Origin of the sequence: Psychrobacter sp. TB20-MNA-CIBAN-0197, assembly GCF_040309765.1 — a bacterium.
GTDB classification, from domain to species: Bacteria; Pseudomonadota; Gammaproteobacteria; order Pseudomonadales; family Moraxellaceae; genus Psychrobacter; species Psychrobacter submarinus.
This window is the reverse complement of record NZ_JBEOPC010000020.1, coordinates 42,592-56,761: the sequence shown is the minus strand read 5'-3', so window position 1 is coordinate 56,761 and position 14,170 is coordinate 42,592. Positions and strand designations below refer to the sequence as shown.

The 14,170-nt window shown below is 45.3% G+C and carries 12 protein-coding genes; 5 read left to right on the top strand and 7 right to left on the bottom strand.

The features are described from left to right. Positions 1-139 precede the first annotated feature (139 nt). Together AAEY83_RS08080 and AAEY83_RS08075 are read left to right on the top strand one after the other, a co-directional pair. A complete protein-coding gene (locus tag AAEY83_RS08080; protein WP_025647346.1) occupies positions 140-976 on the top strand; it encodes a UDP-2,3-diacylglucosamine diphosphatase in 837 nt (278 codons plus the stop codon). 125 nt (positions 977-1,101) lie between these two features. Then, positions 1,102-1,791 carry an alpha/beta fold hydrolase gene (locus tag AAEY83_RS08075; protein WP_025647348.1) on the top strand — a complete coding sequence of 230 codons (690 nt, stop codon included), beginning with the start codon at positions 1,102-1,104 and terminating at the stop codon, positions 1,789-1,791. On the opposite strand, the gene AAEY83_RS08070 is transcribed toward AAEY83_RS08075, so the two are convergent. The 4 genes from AAEY83_RS08070 to AAEY83_RS08055 all read right to left on the bottom strand — a co-directional run bounded on the left by AAEY83_RS08070 (position 1,781) and on the right by AAEY83_RS08055 (position 5,587). Next, positions 1,781-3,094 (bottom strand): ribonuclease D, encoded by a 1,314-nt coding sequence (locus AAEY83_RS08070; RefSeq protein ID WP_025647350.1) that lies wholly within the window; start codon positions 3,092-3,094, stop codon positions 1,781-1,783. The two genes, AAEY83_RS08075 and AAEY83_RS08070, sit on opposite strands and share 11 nt — an antisense overlap. 149 nt (positions 3,095-3,243) lie before the next feature. Then, positions 3,244-3,837 (bottom strand): recombination mediator RecR, encoded by a 594-nt coding sequence (recR, locus tag AAEY83_RS08065; RefSeq protein ID WP_025647352.1) that lies wholly within the window; start codon positions 3,835-3,837, stop codon positions 3,244-3,246. 152 nt (positions 3,838-3,989) lie between these two features. Next, a complete protein-coding gene (locus AAEY83_RS08060) occupies positions 3,990-4,319 on the bottom strand; it encodes a YbaB/EbfC family nucleoid-associated protein (RefSeq protein ID WP_025647354.1) in 330 nt (109 codons plus the stop codon). 74 nt (positions 4,320-4,393) lie between these two features. Beyond that, a complete protein-coding gene (locus AAEY83_RS08055; protein WP_227501919.1) occupies positions 4,394-5,587 on the bottom strand; it encodes an O-succinylhomoserine sulfhydrylase in 1,194 nt (397 codons plus the stop codon). 557 nt (positions 5,588-6,144) lie between these two features. On the opposite strand from AAEY83_RS08055, the gene AAEY83_RS08050 reads away from it, so the two are divergent. The 3 genes from AAEY83_RS08050 to dusA all read left to right on the top strand — a co-directional run bounded on the left by AAEY83_RS08050 (position 6,145) and on the right by dusA (position 10,494). Next, positions 6,145-7,845, top strand: a complete 1,701-nt coding sequence (locus tag AAEY83_RS08050) for a phospholipase D family protein (protein WP_025647358.1) — start codon at positions 6,145-6,147, stop codon at positions 7,843-7,845. 145 nt (positions 7,846-7,990) lie between these two features. Next, entirely contained in the window at positions 7,991-9,292 is a 1,302-nt protein-coding gene (locus AAEY83_RS08045) for an MFS transporter (RefSeq protein ID WP_025647360.1), read from the top strand. Between the two features lie 230 nt (positions 9,293-9,522). Further along, entirely contained in the window at positions 9,523-10,494 is a 972-nt protein-coding gene (gene dusA, locus AAEY83_RS08040; protein WP_025647362.1) for a tRNA dihydrouridine(20/20a) synthase DusA, read from the top strand. 96 nt (positions 10,495-10,590) lie between these two features. On the opposite strand, the gene AAEY83_RS08035 is transcribed toward dusA, so the two are convergent. From AAEY83_RS08035 to sppA, 3 genes are all read right to left on the bottom strand, one after another. Then, entirely contained in the window at positions 10,591-11,412 is an 822-nt protein-coding gene (locus AAEY83_RS08035) for a CPBP family intramembrane glutamic endopeptidase (protein WP_025647364.1), read from the bottom strand. A gap of 67 nt (positions 11,413-11,479) precedes the next feature. Further along, positions 11,480-12,373: an alpha/beta fold hydrolase gene (locus AAEY83_RS08030; RefSeq protein ID WP_025647366.1), complete on the bottom strand. Its 894-nt coding sequence runs from the start codon at positions 12,371-12,373 to the stop codon at positions 11,480-11,482. A gap of 152 nt (positions 12,374-12,525) precedes the next feature. Beyond that, the gene (gene sppA, locus AAEY83_RS08025; RefSeq protein WP_025647368.1) at positions 12,526-13,587 is read right to left on the bottom strand and encodes a signal peptide peptidase SppA; all 1,062 of its coding nucleotides are present in this window, start codon (positions 13,585-13,587) and stop codon (positions 12,526-12,528) included. Positions 13,588-14,170 lie beyond the last annotated feature (583 nt).

Here is a 14,170-nt window from a genome sequence, read left to right as displayed (position 1 = left end):
GCGCTTAGAATGACTAAACTTATTATTTTTAACATCGAAACGCCTAAAAAATAGTCGCTGTCAGTGCCATGGTCGAAGGTTCAACACGCCCTATATTTAGCATAAAGATAATTAGAAACACTCATTAGGATAATTATAAATGCAAACCTTTAATCATCTAATAACCACTCGCCCGCATGATGTACGGCAAGTATTAATTAGTGATCTGCATTTATCGCTAGACGAGCCTGCCCTTGTGCAGGCTTTTTTGGCGCTGCTTGATGACTGCCTCGCTCTGCCGAATCTCAAACGCTTGTTTATTTTAGGCGACTGGTTTGAGGTTTGGCTTGGCGATGATGTTTATCTATCATTGGCAGATGACGACAGGCAAGCGCACTGGCTCACGCCATTAATTAATAAACTTAAGCAGCTACGTATAAAGGGCTGTGAGATATTAGTCATGCACGGAAATCGTGATTTTTTATTAGATCGCGGTTTTCTCAATTTATTTGGCGGTGAGCTGATTGATGAGCCCTATAGCCTAGACGTTGGTAAACAAAGCTATCGCTTAGAGCATGGCGACGCGCTGTGCAGCGATGATAAAAAGTATCAATGGTTTCGAAAGGTGATACGTCACCGGCTGAGCAAATGGTATCTACTCAATAAATCCCTATCGAGGCGCCTAGCCATCGCTGATAATATGCGCGCGAAGAGTAAGCTCAATAACCGCACCAAAGACGCCTATATCATGGATGTCAATGAGCAGACGGTCGCGCAAGCGGTCGCTGATAACGATGCGCTGCTACATGGTCATACCCATAGACCCAACGTTCATACAACGATCAATGGTAAAACGCGTTACGTGCTCGGTGATTGGCGGCATATCGATACCGAAACGCGCCTGCCAAAGGTGAGCGCAGTGATTGGAGCGGTTGTGTCAGAGACGCACTCAGCAGAGGCTGAATTTAGCTTAGTTAAGTTTGTCTACTCAGTATAAACCCAGCTGGTATAAGCGTATAAAGAGCGCTTTGTGCAGCAAAACCTAACTCTAATAACTGACATCTATAATAATGGATACTCATCACAAATATCGTCACAGTAAACATAGCCCTAGTAAATACTATGCCTCAACCTAATCTCGTCATTCTTATTCACGGTCTGCATCAAGCGGCCTTTATTATGCGGCCACTGGCCAAACGCTTGCAGGCACGAGGGTTTGATACTCATCAATTTGGCTATCGCAGCATGCGCGACGATATCAAAACCAACAGTGCCCGCTTAAACACTTGGCTTGAGAGTCATCATCGCCCTGATCAGCCAATTGATCTGGTTGGTCATAGCTTAGGCGGGCTGATAATCCGCGATTTTGTCGCTCATTATCCGCAGTGGCAGATTGGACGCTGTGTGACTTTAGGTACGCCCCATTTGGGCAGCGTCAGTGGTGATTATAGTTGGCGATTAGCGCCTTTTATTGTCGGTAAATCATACAAGCAAGCTTTAGACGGCACAGTTGCGTCTTTGCCTGACGATATTGAGCTTGGTGTAATCGCTGGTAATAAAGCACAGGGATTAGGTCAGCCGATTTTGAGCTACCACAATCGTAAACGGCGTAAGGCTGATAGCGACATAGAAGACAAAAGCTTAGCTCATGACGGCACCGTATATGTCACTGAGACTCAGCTCGCCGGCGCTACTGACCATATCATCTTGCCCGTCACTCATACTGGCATGCTAATGAGTACAGAAGTCGCGCGGCAAGTGATTTGGTTTTTGGATCATGGGCGGTTTAAGCATATAGCGATTAACCTTTAACGCCCATACCTTGTTTAAGCTCAGCTTTATGCTCCTCAATCACAGGTATCAAAGTCTGCATCACCCACTCATGACGCCAACCTTGTAAGCCCTCTGGCAGATCAGCTAAGTCTTTCTCATAAGCAATGACTTCATATAGCTGATGCAGCCACTTTTTGCGCATTAATACATTCGCTGGTATACCGATTTTCTCTGCTTGTATCTGGGTTGCATGTTGAACGGCTTTTGACAACGCTTTGTTCTTGGAGCGATAAGGCGCAGGCAGTCTCGGCGGACGCTCGGCAGGCGCTAACTGCTGAGCCTGCTTAATCTCCTTGAGCAGCTCTTCACCATAGAGTCTGAGCATACTACGGTGCATAGTGGTCTTGTGCGCAAGCTCGCGCATAGATTTGGGCTTTTCAGTGATAATCTCGCGTACCGCTTGTTTTTTTATCACAAAGGTGCGCGGCTGATTGGTCGCACGCGCTAGCTGTTCACGCCAACTGGCCACCGCTTGCAGTATTGCCATTTGCTGCGTATCGTAGCGATAGTCCGCCATGGTTAAGTACATATCCTCATCAGCAACCTGCTGCGAGTCATACAGCTCTTGAGCATAGAGCTGACAATCCGCCCAGACATACTCGTACAGGCCTTGCTTTTTTAGCTCGTACTCTAAGCTCAAATATAGCGCTGGCAAAAAACGCACATCATCTATCGCGTACTGTTCTTGCTCATCAGATAGCGGCCGACGCAGCCAGTCGGACTGACTTTGCTCCTTATCAATATGCATATCTAGCTGATCATCGAGCGCTTGCTGGTAGCCCATCTGCAACTGACCGGTTAAATACGATAGCGCAATTTGCGTATCAAAGATGTTGGTCAACGGCGGGCAATCAGATAGTAAGTAAAAAATGCCTAAATCCTCGCCACAAGCGTGCCAAATGGCGACATCAACTGCGCTTAGCGCTTGCCAGACGTCCTGTAACTGTAACTGCGGGGCATCTAATAAATAGATATGCTCGCCTACGTTTATCTGCACCAAAGCCAAGCGCGGATAATAAGTATCGCGCTTGATAAACTCCGTATCCAGTGCCACCCGACCACAGCTTTTCAAAGCCTCAATGACGGGTGTCAATTGGGACTGCTCTTTGATCCAAGTTACCGGTAGCTCATCAGCGCTATCAAGTAAAGCATCAATATCAGGCTTTGTAGGCAAGGCGTTTGATGCAGAAATGGCTGGATTATCAAGCGGCTCTATAGTGTTATTATCAGTAGCTATATCATCTTGCGAAGTGGTTAGCGTTGTCAAAGAGGAGTTAGACACGGGCAGATACCTGCTTAAATTGAAAAGTTAATGAGCCGATTATAACAATATCGGCGTATTAATTGGGCGAGTGTCATTTATTTCAAAAATAAAAAACTAGGCATAACGCCTAGTCTACTGAGTCGTCAACGAATAAAAAAACGCTGCCTTTATAAAAAAGAGCGGTTTTGTAGCGCTTGGCCTAAAGTCATACTATCGAGATACTCAAGCTCACCGCCCATCGGCACCCCTTGTGCTAAGCGAGTGACCTTTTTAACATGGCGACTGGCCGCTTCACTAATAAAGTGCGCCGTCGTCTGCCCCTCTACCGTCGTGCCAGTCGCCAGTATCAGCTCATCTACCGGCTCGTCTTTGACCCGCCAGACCAGCTGATCGATATTGAGATCATCGGCGCTAATGCCATCGATAGGCGACAAGTGACCACCCAATACAAAGTACAATCCGCGATAGCCCGCCGTTTGCTCTATAGCCATCACATCGGCGGCAGTCTCGACCACACACAGCTGGGTATTATCACGTCTTGGGTCTTGGCACAGCGGGCAGATACTCTCATCACTGAAGCTATGACAGCGCTGACACTCCACAATCTCACGCATCGCTTCATCTAGAGCTTGTGCTAGCGCCATGCCTTGCGGGCGCTTTTTGCTCAGCAGATGCAGTGCCATACGCTGAGCACTTTTTTGACCGACACCAGGCAATACACGCAGCTGCTTGACTAGCTGATCGAATTTGGCAGTAAGCAAATTATTATCCTTTTGCAATTATAAAAACGGACGCTATAACTTAATCTCTAGTTATAAAAATGGGGTCGTATCGTTACGATAACAACCCCATCTATTGACTACTACAGTCAGTATTTATACGCTTTTTATGTTATTTAGCAATGAGTTATCGCTTAGAACATACCTTGCATACCTGGTGGTAGACCCATACCTGAGGTCGCGCCAGCCATTGTCTCTTCGTACAGATCATCAGCCTGACGAACAGCATCATTGATAGCGGCGGCGATTAGATCTTCGATCATATCAGGCTCATCTTCTAAAAGACTAGGGTCGATAGATAAACGCTTAACCACATGGCGACCGGTCATCGTCACTTTGACAAGGCCACTGCCCGCTTCTGCCTGCACTTCTTTATTGGCCAGCTCTTTTTTGGCGGTCTCAACATTGGCTTCGACTTTCTTTTGCATGGATTGTGCTTGTTGCATCAAGGCTTGAATATTCATAATACTCTCTTTGTCTTTGTAATCCGGGTGAATTTAGATAAAAATAAAACGTTAAGCTAATTATAGCGTTATCTTTATAAACTGTCTAAGCCGCGAGCCAAATCTTTGATAATATCTTCAGCATCCTCCAGCCCTACAGACAGTCGAATTAGGCTATCATTAACACCTGCCTCAGCGCGAGCCTCAGCAGTTAAGCGAAAGTGCGTCGTCGTCGCAGGGTGGGTGATTGTCGTCTTAGCATCACCTAGATTGTTGGTGATAGATATCATTTGTGTCGCATCTATCACTTGCCAAGCAGCGGCTTTGCCATCTTGCGTACCATTAGCAGAATCGGTCGCTTTGACTTCAAAACCCATAATCGCGCCATAAGCGTCTGCCATATGATGCTGGCGTGTTGCAAGCTTGTGCGCTGGGTGGTCTTTTAGCCCAGAGAAATGCACAGTGCTAACGTTTGGATGATTCAGCAAAAACTCAGCGACCTGATTGGCATTATGACAGTGAGCTTGCATACGCAGTTTGAGCGTCTCAAGACCTTTGGTAAATACCCAAGCGTTAAAAGGACTCATACTGATACCACCTGAGCGCACTACTGTGAACGCCTCCTGCATCAGCTTGTCGCTGCCGACTAAAGCGCCGCCTAATACGCGGCCCTGTCCATCTAGATATTTAGTCGCTGAGTGAATCACCACATCCGCGCCTAAGTCTAGCGGGCGCTGAATAGCAGGAGAGGCAAAACAGTTATCGACGACGAGCAATATGTCGTTCGCTTTACACAGCTCGCTTAAAAAGCCAATATCGCAAATTTGCGCTAGCGGGTTGCTCGGGCTTTCGCAGTAGATGAGCTTTGTATTTGGCTGCACGGCCGCGGCCCAAGCATCGTTGTCAAAGCAGTCAACGTAACTGACCTCGACGCCGAATTTAGCCATATAATTATTGAACAGTCCAATAGACGAGCCAAACAGCTGATTGGCTGCCAGCAAGTGATCGCCTGCTTTTAGGTAAGCCAAACACATAGTCAAAATAGCGCCCATGCCAGAGGCGGTGGCGACTGCGCGCTCGCCATTCTCAAGCGCAGCTAGGCGGCGCTCAAAGGTACGCACGCTTGGATTGGTATGGCGCGAATAGACATTACCCGTCTTAGTACCATTAAAATGTGCGGCGGCATCACTCGCCGACTCATAGACATAGGAGCTGGTGGTAAAGATAGCCTCAGAATGCTCACCTTCATCGGTGCGATGCTGTCCGGCACGTACGGCGACGGTTTGCATACCATAATCGAGGCTTAAATCTAAGGCATCTGAGCGCCAGTTACTATCTAAACCACTGTCGTTGTTACTATCTAAACCACTGTCGTTGCTATTTTGTTGTGCTGGCGATTGGCTCATAAGTATTCCGTAGTGAGGGTTGAGGCTGCAAGGAGAATCGATACTACTATTGGTAAACGTTTTAAACTGCACAATATCATATCATGACTGCGCTTTTCAGACACCTACTACGCTTTTTTTCGTCACTAGGCTCTAACTTTTGGTTATTCACCAGCCGCTGCTACGGATTAAAAAATTTAACGTATTTTTTATAGGCAGATACCTTTGTACCTGCTAAGCTTGGCAAAAATATTTGTGCGGATTGTTCCAACAATATATTTGCTAAGCAAAATATGATTATCTGTAGCGTCATACTAATACAGTGTTGATGTTGATATTAATACTGATGTTGCTGTTGTTACTGTTACTGTTACTGTTACTACGTATTACTATTAGTTAAAGCCGCGGTGTAGACCGCTCAGCCAATCTTTTGAGTGTATTGAGGCCATCTTATGATGTCGATGTTGGATGTTTATTCTAGTAAATTGACGATGAGCCTTACTCTTGGGTTGTCATTGAGTTTGGTTGGCTGTCAAAGCTTACCGCAGCAGCCGCACTTAGCACAGAGCAAAGAGCTCTCTGAGCGGGTTAATGCTATGTATACTAATAAGACAAAGGCTCAAGATGAGCCAATCACTCCAGATTCACGTTTGGACTCAGGTATGGAAGATAGCAACGTCAATACCGAAACTGATGATACCGCCAATGCCAATAATGATACTGACTTAGTCGCGACCATTAGTGAGCAAAATAAAATCCATCCTGATTTATCAGGGTATCATCCAATTGTCACAGGCGCCAATGCGTTTGCCTCTCGTAGCATATTGACCGATATGGCGACGCGCAACATCGACGCGCAATATTATATCTGGCATGATGATCAGGCCGGTCAACTGCTGCTAAAAGACTTATGGGAAGCGGCTGAGCGCGGCGTTATCGTGCGCTTATTGATAGACGACTTTAATAGCAGCGCCGCGCTTGATCAGCAGTTATTACGTTTTTCAAGCCACCCTAATACAGCGGTCAGAATTGTTAACCCTTTGATGCACCGTAAGTTTCAAGCGCTCAACTTCGTCACTGGTCTGCCTCGTATCAACCGGCGCATGCATAATAAAAGCATGACTTTTGATAAGCAAATCACTATCATCGGTGGCCGCAATATTGGTAACGAATATTTAAGTAATGATCAAAACAGTCAATTTGCTGATTTAGATGTGCTGCTTATTGGTAAAGTAGTCGCAGATATTGATAATAGCTTTGGCAGTTACTGGTCCGCGCCTATCTCTTACGATATCGAGACGTTAGTAACTTTAGATGAAGATGGGCCGACGGACTTTATCGAGGGACTCGATCAGCTCGGTACCAATGAGAAAAGTGATAACCAAAGCAGCTTATCGGTATATAAGTCAGCAATTGCGGACTCTTCTATCGATACTGATTTATTAAATAAGCGCATTCCTTTTCGCTGGACGGATATGCAGTTTTTGAGTGACGATGTCGGTAAGCTGACCACGTCTGTCCCCGCCGATACCAATCTAGTGCAGCAGCTACGTACCTTGCTTGGGCGCCCTGATAAAGAGCTGACCATCATCTCTTCTTACTTTGTTCCCACCAAAGATGGTGTCGATACGTTAGTAGAGCTGGCCGACTCTGGCATTGATATTAAGATACTGACCAACTCTTTTGATGCCACCGATGTAACCGCTGTACATTCTGGCTATAGCCAGTGGCGACCTAAGCTACTCAAATCCGGTATCAAGATATATGAGCTAAAATCTACTGCTAGTGAAGAGGATCGCGAAAACAAGCTGTGGAAAGCGCGCAGTCAGTCCTCAACTAGCTTGCATGCTAAGACCTTTGCTATTGATGATCATCAAGTCTTCATTGGTTCCTATAACGTCGATCCACGCTCAGCGAATATTAACACAGAGATGGGCGTTATCATCAATGACGATGAGCTGGCGCGGCAGCTGCATGAAGCGCTCAGTGACGACTTATTAAGCCAAGCTTATGAAGTCAAATTAACCGATGATAATCACTTGCAGTGGCACACTATGGAAAATGGTGAGAAAAAGGTCTATGAAGCTGAGCCGCGAGTGGACTTATCCGATCATATTTGGCTAACTATTATGTCGTGGTTACCTATCGATTGGCTGCTATAAATAAGCTTTAATCTAAAATAATGTACAACACCCTTTTATCTACCCTCTGTTTTATTTTCGCTCAATTTTAACTTTTTATTTATCGTCAACGGCCATTGTGATGGCCGTTGTAATGCTTTGCTTGTATATGGGAAAATAATCGACCATGCCTTCTCGCCCTCAATATGCGCTCATGTCTGGTAAAGATAAAAACATGGTGATTTTTGTCTGCTTGACGAGTGCTATCACTTTTTTTGACTTTTTGATCTACTTGTATATGGCAGATTATATCTCTTCTGCTTTTTTCCCAGCCAATATCGATTCTGGCATGACTCGCCTACAAGGGCTTGGATTATTTGCTGTCGGTTATTTGGCTCGTCCGCTTGGCGGCATTTTGTTTGGTCGCTATGGCGATATGAAGGGACGTAAGCCCTTATTGCTTATAAGTATGCTTGCAACCGCGCTTTGTATGGTAGGTATAGCAATACTACCGACTTATGCTCAGTGGGGCGTAATAGCCCCGAGCTTATTTATTATTTTGCGCCTAATACAGGGAATGGCGTTTGGCGTTTATGTGCCTTTGGCTTGGATTTATATTGCTGAGCAAGTCCCGCGCCAGTATCTGTCAGTGGCCTGTAGCTATGTGACAGCAAGCTTTTTTGTGGGCGTGTTATTTTCTAACGCTTTTTTTGTCTGGCTAAACGGCTCGATGACGCCTGTTCAGATGTTGGATTATGGCTGGCGTGTACCCTTTGCTGTCGCTGCTCTGCTAAGCTTCTTACCTCTACTGGCATGGCGCTTCATTAACGAATCACCGTTTTTTATTGAGATGCAAACCCGAAAACCTTTACGAGGCGTTAGGCAGCCGCTCACTTTATTATTTAAGTACTGCAAGCATTCTATCTTTTTGGGCCTCTTACTCAGCCTTATGATTGCTAGCATCACGACGGTAGTGGCTTTACTACTGCCAAGCCTGATCGAGTTAAGCTTTAGTTTAGATAATGATCTGTTTGTTTTTTCGCATAGTTTGGGCATTGTCTTTATGATTTTTGGCTGTGTCTTTTATGGCATTGTGTCCAACCACGAAAACTTTGGTAAAATTTTGGTTTTCGGATCAATTTTATTAATCGGCCAGATATTTGCCTTTTATTATCACCTGCAAACTGGCGGCGATTACATCTTGATTATGTACGCTCTACTTGGGTTTTTTGCTGGCATTGTAGGCATGATACCGGCTATTTTCGTACAGTTATTTCCGACTAATGTACGCCTGACAGGTCTCGCTTTGTCTTATAATGTGATGTATGCGATCGTGGGCGGCCTGCTGCCTTTTGCACTCGGTTATGCCACCTTTTATATCAGCATCTCGCCTGCTCTGTATATCGCTTTTATCGGTGCGATGAGTATTATGGTTGGTTTATATTTTTATCATCTACCAGAATCGAAACAACTGAACCGAGTGATTTAATAGCGCTATATACTTTGGCTGTGAATGATAAAGATGATGTCAACGCTACCATCGATTCGATTTGAAATAAATATAGTACTATTACGCAGGCCTCAATGTTTGATTAAAATAACCGTATCAAAATGAGTGCTGCGCCGGATAATATTCCCGACAACCTACTATATACCTAGTTAAAATCATACACATCGCTGCAATGCTTTAAAAATGCTTTAAAAAAGAGTTCTATAGTTATGATAGATATGACCAATAAACGCTTATCCGTTGCACCAATGATTGACTGGACAACGACCGATTATCGTTATTTTGCGCGCCTGTTTAATCCGCACGTTTATCTGTATACCGAGATGATCAGCACAGGAGCGCTCATATACGGGAACCGCGCGCGGCACTTGCGTTTTGATGAGCGCGAACATCCTATTGTTCTGCAACTTGGCGGCGCTGATAATGCGGATATGACCCAATGCGCCGAATTTGCTCAGCAGCATGGTTATGATGAAGTCAATATCAATGTGGGCTGCCCCTCTGATCGCGTGCAGCATAACAAGATAGGCGCTTGCCTGATGGCAGAGCCCGCTACGGTCGCAGATTTAGTCAAGCATATGCAAGCAGCGGTCGATATCCCAGTGACAGTCAAGCATCGCATCGGTATCGACGACTTTGATAGTTATGAGTTTATGAAAGAGTTCGTTGAAACTGTAGCAGCGGCAGGCTGTACTCGCTTTATCGTTCATGCGCGTACCGCTTGGCTACAAGGTCTGAGCCCCAAACAAAACCGCGAGATACCGCCACTGCGCTATGAGGATGTCTACCGGCTTAAGCAAGAGTTTACTGAGCTTGATATTGAGATTAATGGCGGTATCGAAAGCGTCGATGATATCGCAGAGCACTTAAAGTACATCGATGGGGTGATGATCGGCCGCGCTTTTTATCAAAACCCTTATTTGCTCGCAGAAGCGAATAGCTTATGGGGCGAGCCTGCACCAAAACGCTCTGATATCTTGGCTGAGATGTACCCTTACTTGCGTCAGCAGATCGAGCTTGGCGAAGCACTACCGACGATGGCGCGGCATTATTTGGGTCTTTTTCAAGGCTTAAGTGGCGCGCGCAGATGGCGACAGGCTTTGAGTGGTAAACCTAGCTTGACGATTGAGGATATTGAACGAGCTGCCACGGAAGTGCTCGCGCTAAATCCTGGAATTTAAGTAACGCTAAGTGCGCATAAGACCTTATCAGCTGATAAAAACTAACCTTAGCATTCGTTAAGCTAGAACCTAAATCAGTCATAAAAGCGCATCAAGTTAAGCAGCTAGCGCTAGATACTGCCACATCGCCAAGCCGTTATTAAAGATATGCAGCGCTATCGGCAAAAAAAGAGAACCTGATTTGTAGCGCGCATAACAAAATATTAAGGCGAGCACGACGATAGTGCTGATCTCATATAGCCCATACTGCAAGTGCATCACCGCGAACACTAAGCTGGTAATCAAACTTGCCATCAGTGCGCCGTGCGCTTCTGACTGTGCTAGACCTTCAGCTTTTGATAGCTCTGTTTTATCGAACTTTATGGCAAACTGCTCCTTGAGCGCAGACCAAATAACACCTCGAAACACGAGCTCTTCATAGATAGGCGCGATCACCACCATCGCAATGATTAACAGCCATACCGAGCTGACCGAATCATACAAAGGATCAACGAACAACGAAGGGGATTTATCCAACCAGTATGTCAGCGCTTGACTACCAATCATAAACAGTAATAGTAGACCAAAACTGCCGATAGCGACTTTTAGTGAGAACGACTTGAGCGCTAGATAATCACTAACTTGCGCGCCTTTTAAGCGAATAATAAGCGCTATTAAAATGCTCAAAAATACACCGCTAAAGACAATCGAGCTACTAACGATGGTGCCATTGCCGCTAGCAAAATAAAACAGGTCAGCTGCTGTTTGGGATTTAGTAGAAGGTAGTAATAGCTTGCCGGCGATATAGATACCTAATAGCTGACTACCAAAAAAAGCAAACACCATTGCCACCAGCAGTGCTAACGCTTCCCATAAAGAAAATAGCGGCGTTTTTGCTGTTTGCGGTATAGCGTCTAGTGAGTTTGCAGATTTCGACATAGATAAGAACTCAAAAAATAATAAGCGACGCCATTTTATAAAACAGCTTAAGTATTAAGATATACTGCTATTGAGACAGCTGCTGCTCAATGATATCAAGCACCAATGCTGATACGGACTCTGGGTGCTCAAGCGGGAACATATGACCGCCAGCATGCGTCTGAAAGTCTATCCCTAAACGCGCTTTGACTTGTTGGGGGAATTTACGTTTCAAAAATATACTCTCCTCACCAATGATGAGCTGAGCAGGCGGCTTAGGTCCTTCATTAGGAGTCAGCCAATACATGGATGGATTGGTTCGAAACACTGCCACCTCATTCTTTTTGGAGATCGCTAACGTTACTTTGCCATCAGCGCGCTCGTGTAAGCCGTGCTCGATATACCCCTGAAAGCTACGCTCATCAAAATTCTTAAAGAAGGTTTTATGACGCATTTGCTCATAAGCGTCATCACGGCTGTCCCAAACATCGCGGCGATGTTTTGAGATACCGGAAGGTGACATTTTGTCCATCAAGCGGTGGTTCATCATCGGCACTTTATCTAGCGTCTTTGCCACATGCATCAAAAAACTACTCCGCCCATATATCAGTGGCGGATCCATCAGCACGGCTTGATTAAAGTGTTTAGGCGCCCGGTACAGCGCTTGCAACGTACACAGCGCGCCCAAAGAGTGGCCAACTGCCACGACTTGTGTGACGCCATGACGCTTGCACGACTCTGCCACACTATCGATGACCTGTTGGGTCAGACTGCGCCAATTATTGTCTACCGGATAGCCGCTTGTCTCTCCTAGCATAGGGATATATTCAATCGTGAAAAACTCAGCAAGTCCGTCAAAAAAAGGCGCATAAACGGCGCTTGGCATGCCATTAGCATGCGCGAAATGCAGCACTGGCTTTTGGGTTAGCTTTGATACGGGCAAGGAGGCAAATCTCTGCGCCTTGTGGTCATTCTCATTCATGTAAGCTCTCTATTATTTTGATTATTAAAATATATTTATAGGATGGTGGATTACAAAGACTAAAACCAAACTTAGTTATAGCAAAAGGCTGAGCTATTTACTAGCTCAGCCCGGATACTGATAGAGTCAAAACTAAGTTAATATACAAACCCTTAGCGCATCTCAGCATTGCCTTCTTGCTGCCCTAATACATCAAGGTTAATACTTGAGCCGAGCCCTGCGCCTAATTTCACTGCAAAGCGATCCATAAATAACTGAAACGGGTCTACAGGACTGTAATTGACTACGTTATCAAGCTCAAGCTGCTTCTCTAAGCTTGTGATACTACCCTTTTTGTCTGCTAGCCCCAAAGCAATAGACTGCTCGCCGGTCCAAAACAGCCCTGAAAATAGTTTATTGGCTTCAGGGTCTTTGAGGCGATCGCCGCGACCTTCTTTTACTGCATTGATAAAGTGCTTATGAGTATTGGCTAACACCGATTCGACGTGCTGCTCTTCATAATCTGTCAGCGGCCGCGATAAGCTTAAGATATCTTTGTATTCGCCAGCAGTAATAGTGCGATCTTCCACCCCTACTTTGTCCATTAGTCCTTCGATATTGTAGCTTGGCATAATGACGCCGATAGAGCCGACTAGACTTGAAGGATTCACATAGATCTCATCAGCTGCAGAAGCAATATAATAAGCGCCAGAAGCACCAATATCACCGATGACGGCATAGAGCTTCTTATCAGGATACTCAGCGCGCAAATCTATCATCGTCTGCCAGATCTCATCTGATTGTACCGGCGAGCCGCCAGGAGAGTTAATATCTAAAGCCACGGCCTTCGAGTTGGGGTTTTCAAATGCGCGGGTCAAAGCTTCGTTCACATCATAAGCATTGGCAATATCGGCATTACTAATAACGCCTTGCAGCTCTACTACCGCCAAATGCGGTGAGCTGGTATCCATGCCTTCTAGCCCAGTAGGCGCTTTGGTGCTACAACCGCGGCTAAAAGTGAAGAATAATAATAAAATATAACCAAAGGTAAGCAGCTTAAAGAAGATACTCCAACGCCTTGAGCGGCGCTGCTCTTCAACACTAGCTAATAAGGTTTTTTCGATAAGACGCCATTCTTGTCCGCTGGGCTGATTGGCCGGTACTTGCTGCAGCGGTGCCGGCTGATTTGCCGAATTTTCAGGACGTTTATTAGGGTCTGGTGGCCAGTTGGGCATATAACTTCCTAGGTGAGATTGATCAAGAGCAAAATACAACTATAGTCAGTTCAAAATAAAGTCGATACGCTCAATATCAACGTGCAACTGGTATTAATTTTCCTTGCGTGCTGTGTCGTTGCAGCCAGAGGCTGCGCAAAATTATCCTAGATGCACTGCATCAATTTTAAAGTGATTTAACTATATCGTCTATAAAAGCGCGTCGAATTATAACTAATTAAGGGTTTGCTAAGTATGGTGACATTGTCACTGAGGTTCAATAGTAGAATGTGACCTTATTGCAGCATTTTGCAGCGATACTGTTATAGTCTGCCTAATGGTTTCGCTATTCACTGCCTATTGACTAGGGCGTGTTGAACATTCGACCATGGCACTGACAGAGACTATTTTTTAGGCGATTTGCAGATAAAAATGGTAAGTTTAGTCGTTCTAAGCGTCTATTTTTATCAATAAAGCGGCAAAAAAGAGTCCTGTCCCTGCAGGCTGATGCTAAAATCGCCCTAGTCGTTGCGACTGTTTAAATAAAATCAGCTAGCCAATGCAATCAGCATTACCTGCAATTTTAACGACGACTAGAACTATT

Bases quoted from the DNA above. Each gene is read 5' to 3' on its own strand.
- AAEY83_RS08045 (WP_025647360.1), top strand. From the start codon at position 7,991: ATGCCTTCTCGCCCTCAATATGCGCTCATGTCTGGTAAAGATAAAAAC.
- AAEY83_RS08080 (WP_025647346.1), top strand. From the start codon at position 140: ATGCAAACCTTTAATCATCTAATAACCACTCGCCCGCATGATGTACGG.
- dusA (WP_025647362.1), top strand. From the start codon at position 9,523: ATGATAGATATGACCAATAAACGCTTATCCGTTGCACCAATGATTGAC.
- AAEY83_RS08060 (WP_025647354.1), bottom strand. From the start codon at position 4,319: ATGAATATTCAAGCCTTGATGCAACAAGCACAATCCATGCAAAAGAAA.
- AAEY83_RS08035 (WP_025647364.1), bottom strand. From the start codon at position 11,412: ATGTCGAAATCTGCAAACTCACTAGACGCTATACCGCAAACAGCAAAA.
- AAEY83_RS08050 (WP_025647358.1), top strand. From the start codon at position 6,145: ATGTTGGATGTTTATTCTAGTAAATTGACGATGAGCCTTACTCTTGGG.
- AAEY83_RS08075 (WP_025647348.1), top strand. From the start codon at position 1,102: ATGCCTCAACCTAATCTCGTCATTCTTATTCACGGTCTGCATCAAGCG.
- AAEY83_RS08030 (WP_025647366.1), bottom strand. From the start codon at position 12,373: ATGAATGAGAATGACCACAAGGCGCAGAGATTTGCCTCCTTGCCCGTA.
- sppA (WP_025647368.1), bottom strand. From the start codon at position 13,587: ATGCCCAACTGGCCACCAGACCCTAATAAACGTCCTGAAAATTCGGCA.
- AAEY83_RS08055 (WP_227501919.1), bottom strand. From the start codon at position 5,587: ATGCAAACCGTCGCCGTACGTGCCGGACAGCATCGCACCGATGAAGGT.